The sequence below is a fragment of the Paenibacillus dendritiformis genome (genome assembly GCF_015845845.1).
GTDB classification, from domain to species: domain Bacteria; phylum Bacillota; class Bacilli; order Paenibacillales; family Paenibacillaceae; genus Paenibacillus_B; species Paenibacillus_B dendritiformis_C.
The window spans coordinates 84,287-109,064 of sequence record NZ_LDIG01000091.1 but is presented as its reverse complement, the minus strand read 5'-3'; the positions used below and the strand labels follow the sequence as shown (position 1 = coordinate 109,064).

The following is a 24,778-nucleotide window of genomic DNA, read 5'->3' as shown; positions in this document are numbered from 1 at the left end:
AGCTTGTCCCGGCGGGCGCTTGCAAGATAAAGGGGGGAAGACTCATGAGCTGGCTGCACCGCATCGACCCCTTAACAAAGGGTATCTGGCTGCTTAGCACCGGACTGGCTGTCATGATCAGCATGAAGGTGGAGTGGCAGGCCGGCTGGTTTCTTGCCGTCCTGCTGATCGCGCTGACCGGAAGCGGGTGGACGGCGCAGCGCTGGAAGCTGGTGAGCTTATGGATCGGCGGATTCGCTCTTCCGCTCTTGCTGTTCCAGTGGCTGGTCCTGCCTGGCGACACGCCGTGGCTGACGGCCGGGAAGCTGACCTTGACGCGGGAAGCCGGCCTCCAGTCGGCCGCGCTGACGCTCAGGGCGATGACGTTGTTCCTGTCATCGCTCGTCTATGCGGGGACGACGGCCCCGCGCGATGCCGTCCTCGCCATGTCGCGCTACTTGCGGCTTCCGGACCGCTTCGCGTACGCGGCGGCAATCGCGCTGCGCTTCGTGCCGATTTTGCTGGCCGAGACGGCCCGCATCCGGCACGCCGAGCGCCTGCGCCGCCTCGTTCCGCCGCATAGCGCGGGGGAACGGCTCGAGCGGCTGCAGCGCGTCCTTGCCGGCGCGGCTGCGCATACGCTCCGGCGCGTGCAGGACGTCGCGACGGCGATGGAGGCGAAGCGGTTCGGCACCGCCTCGCGCACGTATCGGCGCCGGATCGTGTTCGCGGCTCCGGGCATTGGACTGGCCCTGGCCTCGGCGCTGGGAGCCGCCGCCACCTGGTGGTGCGGCTAAGCGTCCGTAGTCCTTGCCTTGCCGGCCACGGGCATCACGGTCCGGGCGCAGGCGGGCTCCGCTTTTTTACTTGCATTTCCAGCGCATGGCTTGTAACGTGTATAGAGGAAAAGGGATGCCGGACCATCCATCCTGTCGCATAAGGGAGAGTTGACCACAGATGACTTCATCCAATACTCGAATATGGCGTTCGCTGACCTTGAGCGAATGGGTGCTCATGGCGCTGCTGGCCGCGGCGAACGGGGTGCTGACGAGCGGCTTGTCCTGGCTGAACAAGCTGCTGCACTCGTTAGGCGGACCGATGCTGACATCATCCATCGTAGGGTTATATATGATTTACGGCCTGCTGGCCGCCTATATTATTCGCAAGCCGGGCGCGGCGATGCTGACCTATGCGCTCGGCGCCGTCGTGCAGATTCTGGTCGGCACCGCCTACGGCGCCTGGTCGGCGATTGCAGCCGCGCTATGCTACGGCATCGTCATCGAGCCGCTGCTGTATCTGTTCCGTTACCGGCGCTACGACTGGGGGGCCATGCTCTTTATCGGCTTGGCGGCGGTCCCGATCTGGTTCGTCGTCTCGGCTTTCATGTTCGGCTACATTTATTATGAGACGTGGGTATTGATTGCGACGCTTGTGATTCGCTGTCTCAGCGGCCTTGTGCTCTGCGGCGCATTGACGAAGCTGATTGGCGATCGGCTGGCGCCCGCGCGGGCGGTCCGCCCGTTCGCTCTGGGGAAGGCCTACCGCGAGCAGCGGGGATAGGGGGCTTCCACGATGGGATTTCTGCGTGACGAGGTCATGCGCATCGAGCGCGTGACCTTTGCCTATTTGGGCGCGGACGAGCCGGCCCTCCGCGATTGCAGCTTCACGCTGCGCCGGGGGGATGTCGTCTATATCGCCGGAGCGAATGGCAGCGGCAAGACAACGCTGTGCAAGCTCTTCGCCGGCGTAATGCAGCCCCATGAAGGCACCCTGGAAGGGAAGGCGGCACCGCCGGAGGGGCAGCCGCCCGTCTTGGCCGGATTGGCCTTGCAGGATGCCGATTCTCAGCTCATCCTCGGCACGGTGGAGGACGAGCTGGCCTTCGCCCCGGAAAATATGGGGCTGCCTGCGGATGAAGTGATGCGCCGGGTGGAGGAGCAGCTTGATGCGTTTGGGCTTGAATCGCTGCGGGAGGCGCCGATCACGGATCTGTCAGGGGGTGAGAAGCAGCGGACGGCTATCGCTGCGGTGATGGCGATGGAGCCGAAGCTGCTCATCCTGGACCAGGCCTGGAGCCATCTGGATGCGGCTTCGCGGGAGCGACTCCTGCAGACGCTTCGCGCAGGCCGGAAAGCCGGGCGAACGACGGTGCTGGCCGGGGCCCGGATGGAGGATTGGATCGGGCAGTTGCCCGATGTGCGGCTGCTTCTGCTCGAGGAAGGCCGCATCATCTATGATGGCGGCCTCCATGAAGCGGAAGCGGCGGCCGCCCTGGACAAGCTGCGGGCGTCCACCGCGGCACTGCCGTCCTCGCCGCCAATCGCCGTACCGGATGAGACGACAACCGCAGTCACCGCATACAGGAAAGGACGGCTGCCTGATGAGCATCCAGAGGATGACCCCGTACTGGAAGTGAAGGACCTGTCGTTCGGGTACGGGAAAAGGCGAAAGGATAACGCCCGCTCGAACGGCCGGGAACGGGCGCTTGACGAGGTCTCGTTCGAGCTGTATCCGGGCCAATGCATGCTTCTTCGCGGACCGAACGGAGCGGGTAAATCAACCTTGTTCAAGCTGCTGACGAAAGGCATGCCGCGGCAAGCGGGACGGCGGTCTGGAGAGATTCGGCTCGCCGCCCAGCCGCTGCAGCGCTTCTCCGTCTATGAACTGGCCCGCTTGATCGGGTATGTGCCCCAGCAGCCGGAAGCCGGACTGTTCGCCAATACGGTGGAAGAGGAACTGCTCGACGCGGCCGCCATGGCTTGGAGGTGCAGCCGCTCGAACGCCCCGGTGCCGCCGGCGCAGGCCAAGCGGGAGGATGCGGTTGCGGCGATGGCAGAGGAACTGCTTCGGGCTACGGGCCTGTCCCGTTACCGCCGCCGTCATCCTCATGATCTCCCTGCCGGGGCTATCCGGCTGCTCTGCGTCGCGCTGGCCGGCCTGCACCGGCCCGCCCTGCTGCTGCTCGATGAGCCGACAGCGGGTCTCGATGCCGGTAGCGCCGCGCTGATACGCGACTGGTGCCTTGCGCAGGCCGGGCAGGGCTGCGGCATAATGGTTATCACCCATGATGACATATGGGATGAGGCCGCTTATCCGCAGTTGCTCACGGCCTATATGGAAGCGGGACGCTGGTATGGCGCGGACGGGCGGCGGAGCGCAGGGCCGGAACAAAATTAAGGAACCTCGGTTCGCAGCCCGGACAAGGGCATGATAAGATAGCCTATAGCGGCGGCATGCGTAACAATATACAGCACCAATTTGAATGGAAGCGGAGAGCAAGCGAGAGAGAAGGGGAATGAAGCAATGGGAAGCACTGCAACGATGCAGGCCGGGCGCGAGCGGAAGCTCGTGACCCTGGCCTTGTTGTTATCTACATTTTTGGCGGCGATTGAGGTTACGGTCGTCAGCACCGCGATGCCGCAGATCGTCTCCGATCTGGGCGGACTCAAGCTGATCAGTTGGGTCTATTCCGCCTACTTGCTGACGACGGCCATCTCGACGCCCTTGTTCGGCAAGCTGGCCGATCTGTTCGGCCGCAAAAAGATCTTTATTTTCGGCTCTATTTTATTCGTCGGCGGCTCCATGCTGTGCGGCCTATCTTCCAATATGACGCAAATGATCGTGTTCCGGGCCATTCAAGGGATCGGGGCCGGCGCGGTCATGCCCGCCACCTTCACCATCGTGGCGGACATCTTCACCTTGGAGGAACGCGCCAAAATCCAGGGGCTGTTCAGCTCCATTTGGGGTATAGCCGGTCTGGTCGGCCCGTTGGTCGGCGGATTTTTTGTCGATTCTCTGTCCTGGCACTGGATCTTTTTCTTCAATGTCCCATTCGGCATTATCTCGGTATGGATGATCGCCAAGCTGTTCCACGAGAAGGTGGAGAAAAAGGACAAGCCGATCGATTACGCTGGCGCGGCGACCTTCTCGATCGGGATGACGGCTTTATTGTTCGCCATCATTACCGGCGGGCAGAATATTGCCTGGACATCCCCCTGGATGTTCGCGCTGCTCGGCTTGGCTGCGGTGTTCCTCATCTGGTTTTACCGTATCGAAAAAACGGCGCAGGAACCAATGGTTCCGTTCCAACTGTTCCGCATTAAGGACATCGCCATCTCCAATCTCGTCGGCTTCCTCGTCAGCAGCGTGCTGATTGGCATCAATTCGTACATGCCGCTCTGGATTCAGGGAGTCATGGGTCATAGCGCCACCAGCTCCGGCATGGCGCTGACGCCGATGTCCATCGGCTGGCTCATCGGCTCGATTATCGGAGGCCGCATGCTGATCAAGAGCGGCCCGCGGCTGACCTCCTCCATCGGCATGACGCTGATTGCCGCCGGATCGATATGGCTTGCCGCCATTACGGGCGCCACGTCGATGTGGGTCATCGTCGCGCTGATGACGGTGTCCGGACTCGGCTTCGGTTTTTCGATTACCGTATTCACGATTATCGTCCAATCGTCGGTCGAATGGAATATGCGCGGCGCTTCCACGGCGCTGAATACGTTCGTGCGGACGCTCGGTCAGACCATCGGCATCGCGGCGCTCGGCACCTTCCTGAATGAACGCATCGCGTCCATGGTCAGACAAGCCGGTCCGGACGTCGCTTCGCGCATTTCGGACGATGATCTGAACAAGCTGTTGAACCCGGAGAGCGCCAGCCAACTGGCGCCGGATATCATGAGCAGCCTGCGCACGTTCCTGGAGACGGGACTCGAAAATGTGTTCCTCGTAATGGCGGCGGTCGCCATCATCTGCCTCGGCTGCACCTTGCTGATGCCGAAGGGCAAACTCAACAGCAAATAGAATACATTAGACCGTCCCTTAGGGGGCGGTTTTTTTATGCATAAAGTAGGAAAATATGGATTTGTGTCGAATGGTTATAGGGGAATTGTCGAACTACCTTCAGCCAAAGGAGTCGTCCTCTATGCCGTATACCTCGGTACTGTCGAACTCAAGCCGTACGGGGCTTGTTAACATCTCGCTTATCCTGCTGGGGGTCATCGGCTCCCAAATCGAAATCAAGTTCCCGTTCGGTGTGCAATTTGCACTGAGTGGGGCTTTCTTCCTTGTGGCTTTGGTCTTATTTGGTGCCGTCCGAACGATGGCACTCGCCGGTCTGGCCGCACTGATCCTCTATCTCGCCGGATTTCCTGTCGATATGCTGGCGTTCATCGGATTGGAGCTTGCCGTCGTGGGGTACCTTTATCGCCGGAGACGGCGGCTGTTGTTCTGGGACAGCTTGTTCTGGCTTGCGGCCGGAGCTCCGGCATTCGTGCTGCTGTTTTTGGCGCGAACCGGCGTGTTCGGGACAGAGGTCATGCTCCAATATATGATGTTCACTGTAAATGGCATCGCCAATGCGCTTCTCGCTGATATGCTGCTTGCCTATGTGCCGTGGCAGCGGCTCCTCGCACGCAGCGCGGATCGGCCGATTTCTCTCCATCGCGTTATCGTTCATCTGGCGCTGGGCGCTGTCTTGCTCTCCTTCCTGGCGCAGATGAGGCTGGGCGGCACCAGCGTATTGATGGAAGTGGAGCGCGAGGCGTATGCCCATTTGGAGGAGCAGTCGATCCGGGCCGAGGAAGCGCTCCGGGATCTGGAAGGATCGAGCCGGCGGTACCCGGGGAACGGGCCCGGCGTATGGGAGAACGTATCGCTGGCGGAGAGTCTGCTGAAGGAGGTATCGCTGGGCGGCGTGCTCAAGTTCGCGCTGACGGACGAGCGCGGCAATCTGTTCGCGTGGAGCGACCGGATGTGGGCGGACTCCCGGCAGCGGTTGTTCGCAGAAGCGGGAGCGGTCCGCACCGACCTTCCCCTTCCCAAAACGTTAACGTCCGGCGATGGAGTGGAGCGGACTCGGGTGGCCGGCTTCTACCGCGTGCTGCCGGGGGCGAAGCACTACCCTTACGGAACCTGCCGCTGGAAAGACGGCTACTATGTGCTGGAACGCTACGGCGAGTCCGGAAGGGCGGGAGCGGTTACCGCCTTTCTCCCGAATGATACATTCCTGCCGACGATCTTCCATTTTTATGTCCGGGAATTGGCCCTGATGCTGGCCGTATGGGGAATTGTAGCGGGGATCGCGGTTATGGTCAGCCGTTCTCTCGTTCGTTCCCTTGACGGTTTGAACCGCATGACGAGCGTTGATCCGACGGCAACGGATTGGGAGAGGCAGGCATGGCCGCATAGCCGACTCAGAGAGATTCGATCCCTGATGTTGAATTTCCGCGCCATGGCCGAGAGGCTTGCCGTGCAGTTCCGCGAGCTTCACCGCATGAACGGGCATTTAGTGCAGCAGACGAAGCTGCTGGAAAAATCGGAAGAGCACTTGCAGCGGCTGGCCTATTACGATCCGCTCACCAAGCTGCCGAACCGCCATTATTTTACGATAGAGATGGATAAGGCGCTGGATCGGGCCGAGGTGGACGCCGCGCCTCTGGCGCTGCTGTTCATCGATCTCGACCGCTTCAAATACATTAACGATTCGCTCGGCCATAAGATTGGCGACATGCTGCTCGTACGGGCCGGACAGCGCCTGCTCCATTGTCTGTCCAAGCAGGAGGGAGCGCACCTGTGCGCCAGGCTTGGCGGCGATGAATTCGTCATTTTGCTGGAAAAGGGAACGCGCGAGGAGGCCAAAAAATTGGCGCAGCGGATCCTCCAGCATTTCCGCGAGCGCTTCTGCATTCAAGCGCATGAACTGTTCGTCTCGGCATCGATCGGGATCGCGCTCTACCCCGATGACGGGAAGACGCTGACCGCCCTGTTCAAGCAGGCCGATACGGCGATGTATGCGGCGAAGGAGCGGGGCGGGCAGTCTTACATGTTCTTCGATCAGATTCATCCGGATCTGGCTTCCGGCCGCATGCTGCTGGAAAGCTTGCTGTACAAGGCGATGGAGCGGGACGAGCTGACGCTTCATTATCAGCCGATTGTCGATCGGGCAGGGAAGGTCGTCGCCGCCGAGGTGCTGCTGCGCTGGCTGCACCCGCAGCAAGGTTATATATCGCCTTCGCAGTTCATTCCGGTCGCGGAAGAAACCGGTTTAATCATTCCGATTGGCGAATGGGTGCTGCGCAGCGCATGCATGCAGCATCGCCAATGGAGGGAGCAGGGGATGCCGCCGATTCGCCTTTCGGTGAACGTGTCGCTGAGGCAGTTTTTGAATCAGGATTTCGTGGCGATGGTGGAGCGTATCGTGCAGGAGACCCAGTTCGAACCGGAGCAATTGGTGCTGGAGATTACGGAAGGTTATGTGCACAAGCATGTCGGACAAGCCAACCATGTCCTGCGGCAGCTGAAGCGGCGCGGGATGAATATCGCCATCGACGACTTCGGAACGGGTTATTCCTCGCTGGAGCGGTTGAAGACATTGCCGGTTCATACGTTGAAAATCGATCGTTCCTTCGTCCGGCATCTGTCTGCGGATCCGGTCAACGCATCGATTGTGCAGGCCGTCATTCAGCTCGGCCACAGCCTGAATCTCACGGTCATAGCGGAAGGGGTGGAGACGGCGGACGAGTTCCATTACTTGGAGTCGTTGGGCTGCAACCATTTCCAAGGCTACTATATCAGCCATCCCCTGCCTGCGGAGGAATTCGCGGCGCGCTTCCGTCAATTCTCCCACTATGCAGACGGGAGAGCCAACGCGGAAGCGGCGGGAGGGCAGGCATAAAATACGGGATAAGAAGCAAAGAAACGGCATTCGCAACCGCGGCCGTTTCTTTCTCGTGTTACCCCTCTTTTTTTGTGACAAGGCTGAGCTTTTCCGCTTGGATGCCCAGCTTTTTGAGCAGAATGATCGCTTGCGCTTTCTCTTCCAGGGTCAGTCCGCTTAATGCCCGGCGCAGGGTCTGAGCCTGCTTCGGCAAAATATTCTGCATCTCTGTCCGGCCCTGTTCCGTCAATTCGGCGAAAATGACGCGCCGATCCTTGGAGCAAGGGTGGCGCTGCACCAGCCCGTTGCGCACGAGCTTGTCGATGACATAGGTGACATTGCCGCTTTGCAGCAGCAGCTTCGCTCCAATTTGTTGTATCGGCTGTGGTCCTTTATGATAGAGCATTTCGAGTACGGCAAAGTCGGTCGGGTTGTAGCCTTGTTTTTTGCAGCCTGCAGCGGCATGATCGGAGACGCTCTTGAACGCTTTGGAGAATACGCGGAACAAATGAAGGGCTTCATCGGTGTCGCGTTGCGCCCGTTCAGACATAGTCCTTTCCACCTCGCTTTACTGGTTACATCTTCATCGTATAAGCTTAGGATGATGTCCAACATGTCATAGATCACACTTTCGGTTAAAAAGTGCAGAAAATTTTGAATATTAAATTTGATCGCGATCTTTCCGCTCCATTCGGTCAATAATGGAGAGGAGATACGTAAGGAGGCGGAAAAAGAATGACCTATGCGAAAAACATGCTCGCTTGTCATGTGGAACCGGATCTTCAATTGACCTGGAAAGAGATGGAGGTTCCGCGCTGGGGCGAGGGGGAATTGCTTGTCCGGGTGCATGCCACGGCGCTGAATCGGGCCGATCTGCTGCAGAAGCGCGGGAAATATCCGGTGCCGGAAGGAGCGTCTCCCGTGCTTGGCCTGGAAATGGCGGGAACGGTAGAGGCCGTAGGCCCAGGCGTGACCGGATGGAAGGCGGGAGACCGGGTGGCGGCGCTGCTTCCGGGAGGAGGCTATGCCCAGTATGCGGTCATCCCGGCCGATATGGCGATGCCCGTCCCGGCGGCGCTCACCTTGGAACAGGCGGCGGCACTGCCGGAGGCTTATTTGACCGCCTATTTGAATCTGTTCCAACTCGGGAAGCTGGCAGCCGGGGAATCGGTGCTCATCCATGCCGGGGCGAGCGGCGTGGGAACGGCTGCGATTCAGCTCGCGCGGGCTGCGGGGGCGAGAGTCGCCGCCACGGCCGGAACGGAGGAGAAATGCGAGCGGCTGAAATCGTTGGGGGCGGAGTTCGTCTTGAACTATAAGACCGAGCCGTTAGCGGAGACGGTGCTCTCCTGGACGGAGGGCGCCGGCGTGAATGTCGTGTTGGATCCGGTATGCGCCACGTATTGGAATGATCATGTGCGCTGCATGGCGATGGACGGGAGGCTGATCCTGATCGGTACGCTGGGCGGCTCGAAGGCGGAGGTGGACTTCATGTCCGTCATGCTGCGCCGCTTGCATGTCATCGGGAGCACGCTGCGCGGCTTGCCTCCGAAGCGCAAGAGCGAACTGACGAAGGCGTTCCGGAGCTTCGCCGGGGAATGGCTGGAGCGCGGCGAGTGTCTGCCGGTCATCGATTCGGTATGGCGGCCCGAACAAATAAATGAAGCGCATCAGCGGATGGAACGTAATGAAAATGTAGGAAAAATCGTTCTCTTGGTGCCCTAAGCCGTAAGGGAACGAGCAAGCTAGAAGAAGGTGTCGGTATGATCGTATTGGATACACGAATCGAAGAGGCGGGCTATGACAAAGGTGAGCCAACGATTCGCAACATTTCCTTTCAAGTGAACGCTGGGGAGCTTGTCGGACTTATCGGGCCGAACGGGGCCGGCAAGAGCACGACCATCAAGTCCATCCTCGGCATTATGCGCGAGGTCAAGGGGGCCATTCGCATCGGGGACGGAACGGGGACATATGCCTATGTGCCGGAGCAGCCCGTCCTGTATGACTCGATGACGCTGTGGGAGCATCTGGAACTGGCCGCCGCCGCCCATGAGCTCCCGGAAGCCGATTTCCGGGAGCGGGCGGAGGAGCTGCTGGGCATCTTTCAATTAACCGAGGTGAAGCATCATTTGCCGGCCAGCTTTTCCAAAGGCATGCAGCAGAAGCTGATGTTAATTATCGCCTTCCTGCTCAAGCCTTCCTTATATATCGTGGACGAGCCGTTCGTCGGCCTTGATCCGCGGGCTACCCGGCGCTTCCTCCGGATGCTGGAGGAGGAGCGGAAGCGGGGAGCCGGCGTCCTCATGAGCACGCATGTGCTGGATACGGCGGAGCGGGTCTGCGACTCTTTTGTGCTGATCCATCAAGGGCGTATCGTCGCTTCCGGAACCTTGGATGAAGTACGCGCAGCGAGCGGGCTGCCGGAAGGGACGCTGTTCGACTGCTTCGAGGTGCTGACGTGAAGCGGCCGTATTCCGGGCCGTGGAGGCTCGCTCTGTACCGGTGGTCGACGAATGCTGCCTATCAATGGAAGGCGCTGCGGTCCGCGCTGGATTGGACCGTGTGGCTCTACATTGCCATTCCGGCGCTGCTGCTCGGGATTAAGTTCTACTATGATTGGTGGACGCTGCCATTACCGGCAGCATGGATTGCGATACCGAGAGAAATATGGCTGCTGCCCTTCCTCCTCCCGGTGCTGTCCGGCGCGCTTCATACGTGGAGCGAAGCGGGCGACGTTCTGTTCCTCAGGCAGAAGAAAGCGTGGTGGAGCCGGCTGGCCGCCTTCGGAGTGCTCATGTACACGGTACGCAGCATCGTGATGACTGGACTTATCGCCGTTGTGGCAGCCCCTTGGCTGATCAAGGGATACGGCCTGACTGCAGGGGAGTTGGCCGCTTTGGGCGCCGGGATCGCCTCCTTGGCCGTATTAACGGCCTGCGTTCGCAACCGCGTGCAGACGGAATGGCATGGCTGGCGGCGCGGCGGGCTCGGCATATTGACCGGCCTTGCGGCGATTGCCGCTTTCCGCGGCCTCACCTATCTCTTGTCCATTTATCCTGCGCTGCCGTTGGCCGGGGCGCTGCTGCTTTGTGCCCTTGCCGTGCCCTCTGTGCGGTATCGCCTGCGTGTCACCCATGCCTTCGAGCGGGATGTCGAGCTGGAGAGCCAGGCACGGATGAGACTGACCGCGCTGCTGCTCTCGCAGAGCATGGACAAGCCCGTGCGGCGCAAGCGGAAGCGGGGCTTGCTATTCCCGCGCTCGGGCTATTTCATGAAGCGGAAGAACGGAGGGCAGATCATCGGCTCTTTGGCCGTCAAGTCGCTCCTCCGCAGCCGCAATCATGTTATGTTTTATCTCCAGTTCATTGGGGTTGGCTTGTCCGCGGTCGTTGCCTCCGTCATGTCCCTGTCAACCTTGTACTATTTAATCGTTCCTGTCCTGTGCGGCGTACTAAGTTACTGGCTAAGCTCATATTGGAGGGAATTCATTGAGGGAGACGTGCCTTCGATGTTCTCGTTCCGATCCTCTCACCTGCAGAATGCGGCGGCGCATATGGTTCAGGTGCTGGCGGCCGTTCCCGGCTTCCTGTGGGCGCTGGCAGGCGGACTGTTCATTGCGCCGCCGCTGCCGGCAGTCGGCATGGGGCTTGCAGGAGGACTGGCCGCCGGCGCGATTGGAACCGTCATCGTGCAGATCAAGGGCTGGAAGCAGAAGACGAAGGAAGAGAAGGAAGAAAAGGGGAGCCAATTCGGCGCGTGAAGCGATGAACGGATGAGATTCCGGTCTTGCGGGCATATTATGTCCAAAGCGGAGAAAGAGGAGGGCAAGACATGGAAGCAGCCGCTATCCGGTTCCGGTTCCCGGATGCCGCGAGTGCCCGATTGGCCTTCGACACCTTGGAAGAGCTCGGCTATGAGCCGGTGTATGACGGCGATCACCGCACGGAGCTTCATATTCATGTGGAGAAGCGAGATCTGACCTCAGCGATGGAGATTGCCGAGGCTCACGGCGGCACGCTTGTGGAAGAGGGAGATATGACCGAATCCGCGATCGTGAATGATGCCTATAATATCGATCTCATTCCGATTCCGGCGCATGTGATCAATGAGGATTGGGCAGACGACGACCGGTATGCATTGGCCGCATCGAGTCATGATGATCTCGCGGCGCGGGAAGAGGACGCGATGGGCTGGAATGACGATACGAACCAGTTCCCTGGAGGGATTCATATCTAGGGCAACGCAAGAAGCGGCTTCGCTCCCCGGCGGGGAGTGGAGCCGCTTTGCTGCTTATTGGAGGGCAGCGGCATGCTTGCCGGCCGTATATCCGGTAGCGAATGCTGCCGTAATGTTATAGCCGCCCGTATACCCGTGCACATCAAGAATCTCCCCGCAGAAAAACAGCCCCCGCATCAGCTTCGACTCCATCGTGCGCGGGTCGATCTCCTTCAAATTGACGCCGCCTCCCGTAACGAACGCGTCCTCCAGAGACAAGGTGCCGTTCACCTTGACGGGGAAGGCCGTAATCAGCCGGCACAGCTCTTGGAGCGGCTGCTTGCGAATATGATCGCGGGTCACGCTCTCCTCGATGCCGGCCTGCTCGAGCAGGATGGGCACCATCCGCTCGGGGACGAGGTGTCTGAGCACGTTTTTGATCGCCTTCTTCGGTTCCTGGCTCCACCGTTCCATTAGCTGCCGCTCCAGCTCCTCCGGACTGAGCTCCGGCTTCATGTTGATGGTCAGCAGCACTGTCTCTTGCCCGGTTCGCTTTCGCTCCTTGACGACGAACTGGCTGCAGCGAAGCGCGGCCGGGCCGGACAGCCCGAAATGCGTGAAGAGGAGATCTCCATCATGCTCAATGATCTTTTTGCCCTTGGCGTTCCACACGGTAAGACGGATATCTTGAAGCGATAAGCCCTGCAGCAGCTTTTCGCGGATAAAATATGCCTGCGAGGTCAGCGGCACCTCCGTCGGATACAGCTCGGTGATCGTATGCCCGGCAGCCTCGGCCCAAGGATAGCCATCGCCGGTAGAGCCCGTGCGGGGAACGGACTTGCCTCCCGTCGCGACGATAACCGCTTTTGCGCGGATGATCGTGCCATCCGGCAGGCGGACGCCTTCCACGGCGCCATCAGCGTAGAGCACCTCGGACACGGGCCGGTTGGTCATGATCGCGACGCCCCGCTGGCGGACTTCCCCGATAAGCGCTTCTACCACGGTCTTTGCCTTGTCCGACACCGGGAACATCCGGCCGTTGTCCTCCTCCTTCAGCGCGATGCCGAGTCCCTCGAAGAAGCGGATAATATCCCGATTATTGAAATGTGAAAACGCGCTGTATAAAAATCTCCCGTTTCCCGGAATATGACGAATCAGTTCATCCAACTCTTTATTATTCGTTACGTTGCAGCGCCCGCCGCCCGAAATGCCGAGCTTGCGGCCCAGCTTGTCCCCTTTGTCGATCAGCAGCACGTTCGCGCCTTCCCCCGCAGCAGCAATACAGGCCATCAATCCTGACGGTCCGCCGCCGATAACTATAATATCGGTCTCTTTCATGTCGTATGCTCCTTCACCGTCGTTTCGTCCCTTATTGTATCGCATTATGTAGAAAAATGCCTAAAAGGTTGGTTTGCTCCATTGTCAAACTAGGGCATTTATGTTTTAATCAATGCATTCCACAACATGCCAGAGGAGAGAAAGCATGTACATCGCTTTGAAGGAAACCCTTTTGCAAGTTTTGATTGCTTGTATACCGGCGTTCTCCTGCCAGCTATGTTCCATTCGGTCGGCGCGGCCGCTGCTGACTCGGCTTGCTGTTGGAGCGGCTTCCGTGATTTCCGTGTTTCTGTGCATCCTGTTCTCCTTTCATCATGCGGAGGCTTCGCAGCCATTTGATTTCCGGCTGATCCCTTTTATGCTGGGCGTGCTGTACGGCGGATACCGCATCGGATTGGTTATGGTGGCCCTCTATACCTTTTTTATTATCGCCTTCCCACTATATCAACCGGCGGGGAACCAATGGGGAGATGCCCTGATTTATTTAACCCCGCTATTGTTTATTAGCATTAACAAATTCCGTCAGTCCGGCTTGCGAATGCGGCTTGTCATCATTATTTCCTTCTCGCTGCTCGGCATGCTCGTGTACAGCATTGTCTATGCCGCGTATCTTTGGAACGCTCCGGTGGATACCGCTGTCGGAGCCCTCGGCTCTCCCTTTATCGTCTTGTTCGGCATCGTGTTTTTGCTCACCGCCTGCTTGGTGCTGTATATGATGGAAGGCACGAGGGAGAAGACGTTCCTGCAGCAGGGATACCGGATTGTCTCCCGCCAATACCGGGAGGAGGTCGAGAAGCTCAAGCAGATTCTCAATGCGGCTCCGCTTTGCGTCATTGCCATCGATGCCGAGACCCGCATCACCGCCCTCAACGATATGATGATCGAAGGGATTCAGATGCAGGTTCCCGGCGTGACGAGGGCGCAATTAATGGGGCGTCCGCTGCGGGATCTGCTGCAGAAGATGGGAGATGAGCCGAATAAGTTCATTATCCTGCAATGGGCTTTGCAAAAAGGGGCGGTTGAAGGCGAAGTGGCTCGTCTTGGCGAACGGGATTATTACATTCTGGCGAAGTCCATCTACAGTCAAGAGACCGGGGAGATTGTCGGAGCGGTCGGCATGGCCCATGATGTGACCGAGCTGTCCAAGCTGCGCGCCGAGATCGGCAACATGGAGCGGCTGCATCTGGTCGGGCAGATGGCTGCCAGCATTACGCACGAGATCCGCAACCCGATGGCGGTCATTCGCGGGTTCATGCAGTTGATCCAGGAGAAGAGTCCCGACAATATGAAGGACTATTACCGGATCGTTATGGACGAGATCGACCGTGCCAACGGAATCATCAACGATTTCCTGGCGCTGGCGCAAAACCGCATCGTAGAGAAGGAAATGGTCCATCTCCACGATATAATGAAGCAGTTGTCGCCGCTGCTGTGGGCGGATGCCAATCTGCGCGGCCAGGAGATCATCTATCAGTTGGGCGAGAATATTCCGGAGCTGTACCTGGATACGAAGGAAATGAAGCAGCTTATTCTGAACCTGTCGCGCAATGCGCTGGAATCAATGGAGTCGATGGAGAAGCGAGGGACATTGACGCTCACTACGCGTGCCGTGCCGCAAGGCGTTCAGCTCCTTGTAAGCGATACCGGGACAGGTATACCGAACTCTGTCATGGAAAAGCTGTTCGAGCCATTCTATACGACCAAGTCCAAAGGGACCGGACTTGGGTTGCCGCTCTGCTTGAGCATCGTCGAACGGCATGAAGGAACGATCGAGATCGAGACATCGGAGCGAGGGACCACGTTCATCGTCACCTTCCATATCGATCCGAAGCGGCGGGGGGAACCGCATCAGGGGCAGGAACATAATCCGCTCGAAGCGTTGAACGCGCTCTAGTCGTCCGCTATCATAGATGAGGGAGGTGAGCGTGTGAACGTAATCCAGATTGGCAGCTTGACCATCAACGGCGATTTACTGGCAAGCTTCGCGTCCTTCCTGATCGCGGCGCTCATCATCTCGCTCCGGGCCCGCATGGACAAGGGATTGAATCGCCGCTATGCCGACTGGGCCTACGGGGTTGCCTTCCTCTGCATGCTGAATGCGAAGTTCGGCTTCCTGTGGGACGCACCGTCGATTTTGTGGGAACAGCCGCGCACGCTCTTGTTTTTGAGCGGGACATCCACGAACGGCAATGTGCTGCTTGTACTCGGCCTTATCGTGTGGACGACCGTGTACATGAGACGGCACAGCTTGTCGTATCCGGTGCTGTCCGACTTGCTCGCCTACGGGCTGCTGGCATTTCTCGCCGCTTATGGGTGGCTGTACGCGGTGCAGGATGGCGCGGCGCCGGGATATACGGCTCTGCCGATGCCCAGCGGCATCTCGCCAAGAGGCCTGCCGCCCGTCGAGTCGATGCTCGCCCTGCTATGGCTGGCGGGAATCTGGATGAGACGGCGTCCATTGGGCAGTCTGTCGGATGCGCAGTGGACCTTCGTTCCCGTCGGCGCCTTCGGCATGCTTGCCAGCTTCCTGAAGTCTCATGAGACTGTATGGATGGGACTCGCCCCGGAGCAATGGCTGTGCGTTGTCCTGCTGGCTGCGGGATATATCGTTGTGCGGCACCGGGAAAAGGCGGAGACACGGACGGATTCATCGCCGGAGCGCTCCGCGGATATGGGGGAAGGATAGGCTCTTCCGCAGGTGCGCATACTAGACGCGATACTGCATGAAGGAGGCCTATGGAGATGCGAGAAAGTCATTCCAAGGAACAAAAGCAGCAGGAAGAAGCCAACCGTACAGCCGACACGCGCGGCAAAATACCGGTTGACAAAAAACTGGAAGGTCCAAACCGTCCTTCCACATAAGCGCTCACGGCGCGAGATAAGGGAAAGCCGCTTCCGGAAGGAACGGCTTTCCCTTGCTTTACTCCTGTGCAAATGGTTAAAATATTAACGATAGCACTATCTGGTGACGTCTATCGGGGTAATTATTTAACGGGTTAGGAGTGAAGTGAAGAATGTCTATGTCTTTTGAGCAATATATGCGCGATATGCTCCAGCCGATGCGCAATGAATTGACATCGATCGGATTCGAAGAATTGCGGACGCCGGAAGAGGTGGAAGCGAAGCTGCCGACGGCGAAGGGAACCGCGCTTGTGGTCGTGAACTCCGTCTGCGGCTGTGCGGCGGGGCAATGCCGTCCAGGCGTGCGCAAAGCGCTGGAGCATGAAGTGACGCCGGATCATTTATTCACCGTCTTTGCAGGCCAGGACAAAGAAGCAACGGCACAAGCGCGCGAATACTTTGCGCCGTATCCGCCGTCTTCCCCGTCCATCGCCTTGATGAAGGATGGCAAATTGGTGCATTTTATTGAACGCCATAGCGTAGAAGACCGCTCTGCCGAGCAGATTGCGGCGGATCTGACAGCAGCGTTTGATCGCTACTGCCGCTAAGGAGAAGCTCATCCCCGCGTTTGTCCGATGCGGGGATGTTTCCATAAATACGACCAGATCGTGAACAGGATGGATCGAAGGGAGATATCCAGATGAGCCTACAAGAGGAAATCATCAGTCGGTTCGGAGTCAAGCCCCAAATCGATGTAGATGCCGAAATCCGCAAACGTGTTGATTTTTTGAAGGAGTATGTGACCAACGCAGGCGCGAAAGGGCTGCTGATCGCCATTAGCGGCGGAATCGACAGCGCTGTCGCCGCCGGCTTGTGCAAGCAGGCCACCGACGAGCTGTCAGCGGAATCCGGCCAGGAGTACATGACGCTCGGCGTGTTCCAGCCCTATGGGGAGCAGGTTGACATTGCCGATAGTTATGCCGTCGCCGAAGCGTTTGAGTTGAAGCATACCGTCGAGACCAACATCGAAGAGGCGGTGAACGAGGTTGCGCTTGAGGTCGAGCAAGGGTTCAAGCGGCTTGGTCAACCGCGCCATTTAAGCGTTCCCGGAAAAGGGAATATCAAAGCGCGGATCCGGATGGTCGCCCAATATGCGCTGGCGTTCGACCTCAACCTGATCGTGGTCGGCACGGACCATGCCTCCGAAGCGTTGACCGGCTTCTACACCAAATGGGGCGACGGAGCCGTAGACATTACTCCGCTGTCCTCCCTGAACAAGCGCCAGATTCGCCAGCTTGCCGAACGGCTTGGCGTGCCGCGCAGCGTCATCGACAAAGTGCCGACCGCCGGCCTGTGGGAGGGGCAGACCGACGAGAAAGAGCTGGGCGTCTCCTACGAGCACAACAGCGATTACCTGGAGGGCAAGCCGGTTCCCGCCGACGTTCAAGCGAAGCTCGAACAGCATTACCGCAAAACCGAGCACAAGCGCGCCCCGATTCCCGGCATCTGAACGATAAGCGAAATAGACCAGGCCTGCCTGCCCTATTCTCTTTTCTTCGAGGAAGACAAGCACATGAACCGTGCTTGTCTTTTTTTGATGCCTAACAACCATGCCTGTGCAAGCCATGAGGACGCAGGGCTTTCTCTTGATGAAGGACAACGGCATTCATTGGCAAGACGCGGCAGCGTTTCATTGCGCAACTATTCCAATAACTCAGCATCACATTTGAAACTTATAGGCATGGGGGAGAGAAATGGAACGTTTTTTTCGACGGGTATCATCTTTTTTAGCTGATCCGCGTTAGAGTTCACTAATCTCGTGTTTACTAATGATTCTCGTGTTAACTAACGGTTCTCGTGTTAACTAACGGTTCTCGTGTTAACTAACGGTTCTCGTGTTAACTATCGATTCCCGAGTTAACTCACGATTCTCGTGTTAACTGACGAACCTCATGATAATTGATCGAATTTGGTGTTCGTCGACGAATCTCGCGTTATTGACGGGTAACGTGCCCGCTGTGTGATGTGAACGGGATGTCCTCTCTTCCGCGTCGTGGGGAAAAGATATGTATTCAAGGCCTTTTGCCCACTATCCCCTTGACTCATAAACAAGAAAGAGAGAGACGAACGGCTTGCTTAGTTGTCCAAAAGATACAGAAGTTCTTAACCGAACCGGGCAATCTCGCAATATCGGGAAGGAGCATTTGATTTTATGAGCTAGGGGGATAGTGACAGAAAGGCGCAAAAGGAGATACTGTCCAATGCCTTCGGGGAGACCGCCGGAGAGTACTTCGGGATAATAGGTCCCGGAGAATACTTCGGAAAAATATTTCGGAAGAAGACCTTCGAAAAATAGTTCCGAAGAAATCCTCGGAAGAAGGCCTCGGAAGGGGACGTACGGAACGGCCGAAACCAGAGCAGCCCGACCAGGAAAGGATTCGGTCTCTATAGGGAGGAGCATGCTCTGGCGGCAGTCTAAGCCGTGATGTCCCGTCGCTGCCATTTTTCCTCGTTCAGCCCGATAATGTTTTGCTGTAATGCGCGGTACTTTGCTTCCGCCCCCTCAGGAAGGACACGAGCCACGTACACAGCGGCAGTATCCATAGAAAGACGGCAAAGAGCGCGTATTGATGAACGGGCATATTTAGAATCGTGGCGCAGAGGACAGCCAGCATATTCCACGGGATCAGGGCAGCGAAAACGAGAGCCGTATCGGCGACGATGCGGGAGAGCTGCTCCGGCGGGAAGCGGGTGGTCCACAGCGGCAGCACGCTCCGCCCTGACATCATGATGGGCAGGGTCTGCGTGCAGGAGACCAGCGCCAGGATGAAGCCGAATAAGCCGATGCGCGCGGTGGCTCCGGGCAGAGACGGCTTCGCGCCCAATAAGGAGGCCATATACGGCTCCAGGGTGCGCGTCGACTCCAGTATGCCGTTGAAGGCGCCGGCCATCGCTATCAGCAGGACGAGGTCGACCATATTCAGCACGCCCTTCGTATGCAGCGAGGGAAGCGAGGCATGGTCATAGCCCCACAGCAGGCCATTCCACCATGTCATCGCGCCGGCGCCTTGGAGCCAGGTTCCGAGAATGATTGACGTTACGATGGAGAGCAGGAAGGCGTAACGCGTTTTGATCCGGAACAGGATCGCTGCGACCAGAACGAGAGCGGGCAGGATCAGCAGCGGGTGAAATGCAAAGGCGTCGCGATAGGCTTCCATCTGCAATGCCTTGGCCGGTACGACCCATGCTCCCGCCCAGTCGAATAAGGCAAAGACGGCCGTAGCCGCTCCGAGGCCGATCAGCGTTGTGGGCAGCATCGCCCGGGCCTGGAGTCTGACGGAGGTTCCCGTTGAATCGGCGACCAAGCGGTGGGCGCTTGAGAAGGGGGAGGTGCGATCGCCGACGAACGCGCCGGATACGAGAGCGCCGGCCATGAGAGGCAGCGGCACGCCAGCCATCGCCGCGACACCCATCATCGGGATGCCTACCGCGCTCAATGTTCCCGTCGAGGTGCCCAGCAGCATGGAAAATAGAGCGGACAACCAGAAGGTGAGCGTGGTCATCCATGCCGGATGAATCCAGGACAGTCCCTGCTCGATTAAGTAAGGGATCGTTCCGCTGAGCGTCCAGGCCGGAATCATCAGGCCGACCATAAGCAGAATCCAGACGACTTCCATCGTGTGGAGGGCGCCCGCTCGCATATAACGAAGCAGGTCGGGCCAGGGATGGCCCTGCTTGCGTGAGCAGAGAGCGAGCACAAGGAAGCCGGCGGCAAAGCCGGCAATATGCGGCAGACCGAGCAGATAGGCGGCGGTAAGGCCGCCTATCGTCGTCAGGACCGATACAGCGAGCTGGCGCGGGGTCAACATAAGTACACAGCAACTCCTGTCTATGTGCGAAAATTAGCGGGCCTTCAGCCACTGAACGGTTGCTTCAATGGCGGCCTCCAGCTCCGGTGTCGTGCCTTGGAACGGGTGAACCGTGTTGAACGTATGGCCGCCCCCTTCGATCGTAATCCACTCCGCTTGGGGATAGTTGGCTACCAGACGGGCCGATCCGTCGCGAAATCCCGGCAAATCGTCCGAGCCTTGAATCAGCGCGAGAGGGAAGCGGGCATCGCGGACGCGGTGAATCAGGTCATATTTCTCGCGATTGGCTTCTAGATCGTCCAGCAGCAGACGGGATAACGGGAGCGCTTCGCCCGTCCGGGCATTGATCACCTTGGATTGGCCCTTGTCCCGCATTTCCTGCTTCTGTTCCTCGGAGAATAAATCCATATTTGTAACGCCATTCCACGTAAGTACGCCAGCGATGCGCTCCGGATGCTCCAGCGCATACAGCAGGCAGCTTGCCCCGCCCCGGCTGTGGCCGAGCAGGTACAGCGGCATCTCCTTCGACCAAGGGAAGCTTCCTCCTTGGGCAGCCAGCCATTGCGGGAATTCGGAGGAGCGCAACCAATCGAGCAGCGTGGCAAGGTCAGTCTGCTCCTCTCCGTACGTATTGATTGCGAATCGCTCCGGCTGATCGAAGCGGTCAAGCGAGGGGCCGACGCCATTATGCGAAAAATTAAAGGTTATCGTAAGCAGTCCGCTGCGGTTTGCGATTTGCTCCGCCGCATAAGGGAACATTCCCCAATCCTTGAACCCTTTGTACCCGTGCGCAATGAGGAGCACCGCCGGGCCCAGCGGCTTGGCAGGCAGAAACACGTCCCCGCGCAGGATGCGGCCATCCTGCCCTGAATAGGTGAATGCATATTTCAATCTAAGCCAACCTCCTTGCCTTCCAGCTTATTTTCACTCATTGTACCACACCCCTGAAGCAGAATGTCTCCTTTTCATCTTGACAGGAATGTCTATTCTTGTGTACCATGTGTACTAGTTCTAATAATACACTATTTGGTTCGATCAGCAGAAAGGGAGGGTTTCCATGTTTCGTCTGCAAGAGCAGAGCGCTTCGCCGATATATGAGCAGATCGTGGACCAGATGAAAGCGCTCGTCGCCACGGGAGCGCTGGAAGCGGGAGAGAAGGTGCCCTCGGTGCGCGAGCTGTCCGCGATGCTGCTGGTTAACCCGAATACGGTCAGCAAGGCTTATCAGGAGCTCGAACGGCAAGGGGTGATTGTGACGATGCGGGGCAAAGGCACGTTTGTCGCGGAAGCGGCGTCTCCCGGCATGGCGGAGGAACGGATGAAGAAGCTGAGAGAGGACATCAAGCGTGTTGCCCTGGAAGCGAAGCATCTCGGACTGGAACCGTCCGGTCTGCTGGACATGGTCGAGCAGGCATGTCATGAATGGTGGAGGGAAGAATCATGATGCAAGTGGAGGCTGTACATAAATCGATTGACGGCAAGCCTGTCCTGCGAGGCGTCACCTTCGGCATCGAGCCGGGGCGCATCGTCGGGCTTGTGGGCCGGAACGGGACCGGCAAGACGACGCTGATGCGGACGATGGTCGGCATCTATAGCCCGGATCAGGGGAGCGTCGCTTTTGACGGCATTAGCGTGCACCGCTATCCGGAGCTCAAGCGGGATATCGTCTTTGTCCCGGACGCGCCGACGGCGCTGGAATCGTATACGATTCGGGAATGCGCCAGCTGGTACGCGCAAATTTACCCGAATTTTGATCTTTTTTATTTTACGGAGGCCATGGATAACTTCAAGCTTCCGCTTCACAAGCGGGTGCGGTCGCTGTCGAAGGGGATGAAGATGCTGTTCAGCGCGGCCCTCGGGCTGGCTACGAAAGCGCGTCTGATTCTGTTCGATGAGCCGACGAACGGGATAGACGCGGTAGCGAAGAAGCAGCTCTTAAGTCTGATTGTCGAATCGCTGGATGAAGAATCTTCGATCCTCATCTCATCGCATATGCTGAACGAGTTGGACCGCATCGCGGATACGGTCGTCCTGCTGCGGGAAGGACTGACCGAGGAAGTGTGGGAGCTGGAGCGGCTGCGGCAGCAGATCAAGAAGCTGCAGATCGTGTTCGGCAAGCCGGAGCCGCCAGCCTGGCTCTATGAGCCGGGGGTGTTCGCCCTCCAGCAGGTTGGCCGCGTGTATACGGTGATTGTGGAATCGGAAGCGGCCTTGCATGCGTTGGAGAGGGAGGAACCGATGCTGATCGACGAGCTCCCGCTCTCGCTGGAAGATTGGTTTACATGGAAATCGGGAGGTGACGGGGGTGCTGCATAATTGGTTTATCCGGCCGCTGTGGCGGAAGGAGATTCGCCAGACATGGGGATTATTCGCGTTGATGCCGCTGCTCGGTTTTTTGGCCGTCTTGTTTATGCATATGCAGCAATGGTGGTTCCAGTCGCCGGAATATATCGGGCATAACGCCTCGATATTCGACCGCGACCCGATGAATGCGGTGAACTGGGCGTTTTCCGAGAAATATGCCATTTTTCAGTTCGGGCTTGCGCTGATCTGTTTTTTGCTGGCTTTGTGGCAAATGGGCTATGAACGGCGGAACCACATCAGCGAGCTGGGGTTCGCCTTGCCGTATCCGCGCTGGCTGATCTATGGAACGAAATGGATGGTTGGCGCGGCCTATACCATCTCGTCCGTCCTTGTCATCACGTTGCTGTATGCCGCCATGCTGTGGGCTTCTCCGATCGGCTCGCATTTTACCATCATGGATTTTATCAAGTATGCGTTTCATGATATTTTCGCCGTCCTGTCGGCGTATACGTTGATGCTGTTCATCGGCTCCTTCACAGGCAGCTGGACGGCCCAGGCGGTGCTGACCTTCATTCTTTTCTGCATATATGAATTTATAACTTCGATGGTTCGGAAGCTTATCTATGTTTTTTTTCCGGCTCCAATCTATCAGCACATGAAATTGCGCGGGACCGTATGGGAAAACTTGAACATCCTGAGCTGGATTACGGAAAGCATCAATCGGTATCCGTACGGATTCGTCGGCGCGTCCGCTTTGCTGCTCTTTGTCGCGGGTCTTGTTCTTTATAATCGGAACCCTCTGGAGAACAACGGGAAGCTGATTCTGTTTCCTGCGGGAGAGAAGGTGCTGATCGGTATCGGCGTGTTCTGCGCGGCTCTGCTCGGGGGCGACATCTGTTATACTCTCGTTTACCCGGGCTGCTTGGGGTACTTGCTTGGAGCTGGGTTCTGCATTATAGTGGGATATCTGAGTATCCGCAAGCTGGCGCGGATGAGGCTGTAGTGAGACGGATGATAAAGCGGGCGGGAGCGGATGTACAAGCTCCCGCCCGCCGTGCGTTTAGCCGAGGACGCGGCGGAGCGCCCGCTCGGTGCGGGCCGCGATGTCGCGGACATCGTCCGGCGTGGCGGACAATGGAAGCCAATAGTAGAGGGTATCGCCGAGCGGGCGGAGAATCAGTCCCTCCTCGAAGCCCGCCTCGTACATGGCCGCCCCGATGCGCCGCTCGGGCGGGAAGGGCTGGCGGCGTTCGGCATCCAGGTACAGGTCGAACGCCGCCACGAGCCCAAGCTGCCGCACATGGGTGACATGCGGCAGGCGGGCCAGGCCGCGCAGGGCGTCCGCCAGCGCGGCAATGGTGTCCTGCGCCCGTTCGAGGACGCGTTCCTCCTCGAACAGGCGCAGCGAAGCCAACGCCACGGCGCACGCCACCGGATTGCCGGTGAAGCTGTGGCCGTGGAAAAAGGTCTTCGCCGCGTCCTCGTCATAGAACGCGGCGTACAGCTCTTCGCGGCACAGCGTCGCCGCGAGCGGCATGATGCCGGCGGTCAGTCCCTTGCTGAGGCACAGGATATCCGGGCTGACCCCGGCATGCTCGCAGGCGAACATGACGCCCGTTCGCCCGAAGCCCGTCGCCACCTCGTCGGCGATGAGGTGGACGCCGTATCGGCTGCAGAGCTCGCGCACGCCCTGCAAATAGGCGGCCGGCGTCATAATCATGCCGCCGGCTCCCTGCAGCATCGGCTCCACGATCAAGCCCGCGATCGTGTCGCCCTTCCGCTCGAACAGCTCGCGCACCGCGGCGAGCGCCCGAGCCGCCGCCTCGCGTTCGCCCTCGGCTCCCGCGGTACGCGCCTGCCGCAGATCGGGCGCCGGCAGGCGGTGGCCGTGGAACAGCAGCGGCCGGAACAGCGCGTGGTAGCGATCGACCCCGCCCACGCTCACCGCGCCCAAAGTATCGCCATGATAGCTCCCGTCCAGGTAAGCGAACGTCGTCTTCTCCGTTCGCCCGCGGTGCTGCCAATATTGGAACGACATTTTGAGCGCCACCTCGACGGCGGTCGAACCGTTGTCGGAGTAAAATACCCGCGTCAGCCCTTCGGGGGTCAGACGCACGAGCTGCTCGGCCAGCTCGATGCCCGGCGCATGCGTTAGCCCGCTGAACATAATGTGGTCGAACGCGTCAAGCTGATCGCGAATCGCCGCCTTGATGCGCGGATGGCCATGCCCATGCAGATTGCACCACCAGGAGGATACCGTATCATAATACCGCCGTCCGTCCGCGTCATAGAGGAAGAGGCCCTCGGCCTTTTCGATCAGCACATGATCGCGATCGGCGTAATCCTTCATTTGCGTAAACGGATGCCACACATACGCCCGATCCTTATCCAGCAATTGCCGCTTCCGGTTCTCTTCCATGGAACTCCATCTCCTTCGTGTTCGGTAAGTCCGTAAACTTCTCTGCATTAAAATGTAAACCATATTATCTAAATATAAGGTTAACAAATGATAAAGGTGGAGACAATACCTATCGTCCAATGGCTGGGGGCAGCTCCCGCGGCGGATAGGTTT

At 58.5% G+C, this 24,778-nt stretch carries 22 protein-coding genes; 17 read left to right on the top strand and 5 right to left on the bottom strand.

Translation table 11 applies throughout. The annotated features are described in order from the left end of the window. Positions 1-44: 44 nt before the first annotated feature. The 5 genes from ABD76_RS07365 (at position 45) to ABD76_RS07345 (ending at position 7,657) form a co-directional block, all read left to right on the top strand. A complete protein-coding gene (locus ABD76_RS07365) occupies positions 45-776 on the top strand; it encodes an energy-coupling factor transporter transmembrane component T family protein (protein ID WP_197255607.1) in 732 nt (243 codons plus the stop codon). A gap of 160 nt (positions 777-936) precedes the next feature. Further along, positions 937-1,539 (top strand): ECF transporter S component, encoded by a 603-nt coding sequence (locus ABD76_RS07360; RefSeq protein ID WP_197255605.1) that lies wholly within the window; start codon positions 937-939, stop codon positions 1,537-1,539. Positions 1,540-1,551: 12 nt separating this feature from the next. After that, entirely contained in the window at positions 1,552-3,156 is a 1,605-nt protein-coding gene (locus ABD76_RS07355) for an ABC transporter ATP-binding protein (RefSeq protein ID WP_197255603.1), read from the top strand. A gap of 126 nt (positions 3,157-3,282) precedes the next feature. After that, positions 3,283-4,785 carry an MDR family MFS transporter gene (locus tag ABD76_RS07350; protein WP_197255595.1) on the top strand — a complete coding sequence of 501 codons (1,503 nt, stop codon included), beginning with the start codon at positions 3,283-3,285 and terminating at the stop codon, positions 4,783-4,785. A 121-nt stretch (positions 4,786-4,906) separates the two neighbouring features. Further along, positions 4,907-7,657, top strand: coding sequence for a putative bifunctional diguanylate cyclase/phosphodiesterase (locus ABD76_RS07345; RefSeq protein ID WP_197255593.1), 2,751 nt, complete (start codon positions 4,907-4,909; stop codon positions 7,655-7,657). Positions 7,658-7,715: 58 nt separating this feature from the next. Here the strand turns inward: ABD76_RS07345 and ABD76_RS07340 are convergent, their stop codons facing one another. After that, positions 7,716-8,189, bottom strand: a complete 474-nt coding sequence (locus tag ABD76_RS07340; RefSeq protein WP_197255591.1) for a MarR family winged helix-turn-helix transcriptional regulator — start codon at positions 8,187-8,189, stop codon at positions 7,716-7,718. A 185-nt stretch (positions 8,190-8,374) separates the two neighbouring features. Between ABD76_RS07340 and ABD76_RS07335 the strand changes: the two genes are divergently transcribed. The 4 genes from ABD76_RS07335 (at position 8,375) to ABD76_RS07320 (ending at position 11,875) form a co-directional block, all read left to right on the top strand. Continuing rightward, entirely contained in the window at positions 8,375-9,364 is a 990-nt protein-coding gene (locus tag ABD76_RS07335; protein WP_197255589.1) for an NAD(P)H-quinone oxidoreductase, read from the top strand. A gap of 38 nt (positions 9,365-9,402) precedes the next feature. Next, positions 9,403-10,101 (top strand): ABC transporter ATP-binding protein, encoded by a 699-nt coding sequence (locus tag ABD76_RS07330; RefSeq protein WP_197255587.1) that lies wholly within the window; start codon positions 9,403-9,405, stop codon positions 10,099-10,101. Further along, positions 10,098-11,399, top strand: coding sequence for an ABC transporter permease (locus tag ABD76_RS07325; protein WP_197255585.1), 1,302 nt, complete (start codon positions 10,098-10,100; stop codon positions 11,397-11,399). The genes ABD76_RS07330 and ABD76_RS07325 overlap by 4 nt, the downstream gene beginning before the upstream one ends. A 71-nt stretch (positions 11,400-11,470) precedes the next feature. Then, positions 11,471-11,875, top strand: coding sequence for a DNA/RNA helicase (locus tag ABD76_RS07320; RefSeq protein ID WP_197255583.1), 405 nt, complete (start codon positions 11,471-11,473; stop codon positions 11,873-11,875). A 54-nt stretch (positions 11,876-11,929) separates the two neighbouring features. Here ABD76_RS07320 and ABD76_RS07315 read toward each other — a convergent pair whose 3' ends face one another. Next, positions 11,930-13,192 (bottom strand): BaiN/RdsA family NAD(P)/FAD-dependent oxidoreductase, encoded by a 1,263-nt coding sequence (locus tag ABD76_RS07315; RefSeq protein WP_197255581.1) that lies wholly within the window; start codon positions 13,190-13,192, stop codon positions 11,930-11,932. Positions 13,193-13,466: 274 nt separating this feature from the next. Here ABD76_RS07315 and ABD76_RS07310 point away from each other — a divergent pair, with 274 nt between their 5' ends. The 5 genes from ABD76_RS07310 to ABD76_RS07285 all read left to right on the top strand — a co-directional run bounded on the left by ABD76_RS07310 (position 13,467) and on the right by ABD76_RS07285 (position 17,828). Next, positions 13,467-15,086 carry an ATP-binding protein gene (locus tag ABD76_RS07310; RefSeq protein ID WP_338125066.1) on the top strand — a complete coding sequence of 540 codons (1,620 nt, stop codon included), beginning with the start codon at positions 13,467-13,469 and terminating at the stop codon, positions 15,084-15,086. A 33-nt stretch (positions 15,087-15,119) separates the two neighbouring features. Then, positions 15,120-15,878: a hypothetical protein gene (locus tag ABD76_RS07305; RefSeq protein WP_197255577.1), complete on the top strand. Its 759-nt coding sequence runs from the start codon at positions 15,120-15,122 to the stop codon at positions 15,876-15,878. 328 nt (positions 15,879-16,206) lie between these two features. Continuing rightward, positions 16,207-16,641, top strand: a complete 435-nt coding sequence (locus tag ABD76_RS07295) for a BrxA/BrxB family bacilliredoxin (protein ID WP_197255573.1) — start codon at positions 16,207-16,209, stop codon at positions 16,639-16,641. 92 nt (positions 16,642-16,733) lie between these two features. Beyond that, positions 16,734-17,543, top strand: coding sequence for an ammonia-dependent NAD(+) synthetase (gene nadE / locus ABD76_RS07290; RefSeq protein ID WP_197255571.1), 810 nt, complete (start codon positions 16,734-16,736; stop codon positions 17,541-17,543). A gap of 63 nt (positions 17,544-17,606) precedes the next feature. Further along, positions 17,607-17,828: a hypothetical protein gene (locus ABD76_RS07285; protein ID WP_197255562.1), complete on the top strand. Its 222-nt coding sequence runs from the start codon at positions 17,607-17,609 to the stop codon at positions 17,826-17,828. Between the two features lie 718 nt (positions 17,829-18,546). On the opposite strand, the gene ABD76_RS07280 is transcribed toward ABD76_RS07285, so the two are convergent. After that, positions 18,547-19,902, bottom strand: a complete 1,356-nt coding sequence (locus ABD76_RS07280) for a Na+/H+ antiporter NhaC family protein (protein WP_197255560.1) — start codon at positions 19,900-19,902, stop codon at positions 18,547-18,549. 33 nt (positions 19,903-19,935) lie between these two features. Beyond that, positions 19,936-20,793 (bottom strand): alpha/beta hydrolase family protein, encoded by an 858-nt coding sequence (locus tag ABD76_RS07275; RefSeq protein WP_197255559.1) that lies wholly within the window; start codon positions 20,791-20,793, stop codon positions 19,936-19,938. A 166-nt stretch (positions 20,794-20,959) separates the two neighbouring features. Between ABD76_RS07275 and ABD76_RS07270 the strand changes: the two genes are divergently transcribed. From ABD76_RS07270 to ABD76_RS07260, 3 genes are read left to right on the top strand one after another with little or no spacing between them, the layout of a single operon-like run. Beyond that, the gene (locus ABD76_RS07270) at positions 20,960-21,346 is read left to right on the top strand and encodes a GntR family transcriptional regulator (RefSeq protein ID WP_168178464.1); all 387 of its coding nucleotides are present in this window, start codon (positions 20,960-20,962) and stop codon (positions 21,344-21,346) included. Continuing rightward, positions 21,343-22,218 (top strand): ABC transporter ATP-binding protein, encoded by an 876-nt coding sequence (locus ABD76_RS07265; RefSeq protein WP_197255557.1) that lies wholly within the window; start codon positions 21,343-21,345, stop codon positions 22,216-22,218. The genes ABD76_RS07270 and ABD76_RS07265 overlap by 4 nt, the downstream gene beginning before the upstream one ends. After that, positions 22,208-23,209, top strand: coding sequence for an acetoin ABC transporter permease (locus ABD76_RS07260; protein ID WP_197255555.1), 1,002 nt, complete (start codon positions 22,208-22,210; stop codon positions 23,207-23,209). The genes ABD76_RS07265 and ABD76_RS07260 overlap by 11 nt, the downstream gene beginning before the upstream one ends. A 57-nt stretch (positions 23,210-23,266) precedes the next feature. Here ABD76_RS07260 and bioA read toward each other — a convergent pair whose 3' ends face one another. Then, positions 23,267-24,625 (bottom strand): adenosylmethionine--8-amino-7-oxononanoate transaminase, encoded by a 1,359-nt coding sequence (gene bioA / locus ABD76_RS07255; RefSeq protein WP_197255553.1) that lies wholly within the window; start codon positions 24,623-24,625, stop codon positions 23,267-23,269. Between the last annotated feature and the right edge of the window lie 153 nt (positions 24,626-24,778).

Excerpts from the sequence above, each read along its gene's own strand:
- ABD76_RS07345 (WP_197255593.1), top strand. The coding sequence starts at position 4,907 with ATGCCGTATACCTCGGTACTGTCGAACTCAAGCCGTACGGGGCTTGTT.
- ABD76_RS07265 (WP_197255557.1), top strand. The coding sequence starts at position 21,343 with ATGATGCAAGTGGAGGCTGTACATAAATCGATTGACGGCAAGCCTGTC.
- ABD76_RS07270 (WP_168178464.1), top strand. The coding sequence starts at position 20,960 with ATGTTTCGTCTGCAAGAGCAGAGCGCTTCGCCGATATATGAGCAGATC.
- ABD76_RS07365 (WP_197255607.1), top strand. The coding sequence starts at position 45 with ATGAGCTGGCTGCACCGCATCGACCCCTTAACAAAGGGTATCTGGCTG.
- ABD76_RS07340 (WP_197255591.1), bottom strand. The coding sequence starts at position 8,189 with ATGTCTGAACGGGCGCAACGCGACACCGATGAAGCCCTTCATTTGTTC.
- ABD76_RS07320 (WP_197255583.1), top strand. The coding sequence starts at position 11,471 with ATGGAAGCAGCCGCTATCCGGTTCCGGTTCCCGGATGCCGCGAGTGCC.
- ABD76_RS07315 (WP_197255581.1), bottom strand. The coding sequence starts at position 13,192 with ATGAAAGAGACCGATATTATAGTTATCGGCGGCGGACCGTCAGGATTG.
- ABD76_RS07355 (WP_197255603.1), top strand. The coding sequence starts at position 1,552 with ATGGGATTTCTGCGTGACGAGGTCATGCGCATCGAGCGCGTGACCTTT.
- ABD76_RS07335 (WP_197255589.1), top strand. The coding sequence starts at position 8,375 with ATGACCTATGCGAAAAACATGCTCGCTTGTCATGTGGAACCGGATCTT.
- ABD76_RS07360 (WP_197255605.1), top strand. The coding sequence starts at position 937 with ATGACTTCATCCAATACTCGAATATGGCGTTCGCTGACCTTGAGCGAA.
- ABD76_RS07285 (WP_197255562.1), top strand. The coding sequence starts at position 17,607 with ATGAACCGTGCTTGTCTTTTTTTGATGCCTAACAACCATGCCTGTGCA.
- bioA (WP_197255553.1), bottom strand. The coding sequence starts at position 24,625 with ATGGAAGAGAACCGGAAGCGGCAATTGCTGGATAAGGATCGGGCGTAT.
- ABD76_RS07330 (WP_197255587.1), top strand. The coding sequence starts at position 9,403 with ATGATCGTATTGGATACACGAATCGAAGAGGCGGGCTATGACAAAGGT.
- ABD76_RS07280 (WP_197255560.1), bottom strand. The coding sequence starts at position 19,902 with ATGTTGACCCCGCGCCAGCTCGCTGTATCGGTCCTGACGACGATAGGC.
- nadE (WP_197255571.1), top strand. The coding sequence starts at position 16,734 with ATGAGCCTACAAGAGGAAATCATCAGTCGGTTCGGAGTCAAGCCCCAA.
- ABD76_RS07350 (WP_197255595.1), top strand. The coding sequence starts at position 3,283 with ATGGGAAGCACTGCAACGATGCAGGCCGGGCGCGAGCGGAAGCTCGTG.
- ABD76_RS07295 (WP_197255573.1), top strand. The coding sequence starts at position 16,207 with ATGTCTATGTCTTTTGAGCAATATATGCGCGATATGCTCCAGCCGATG.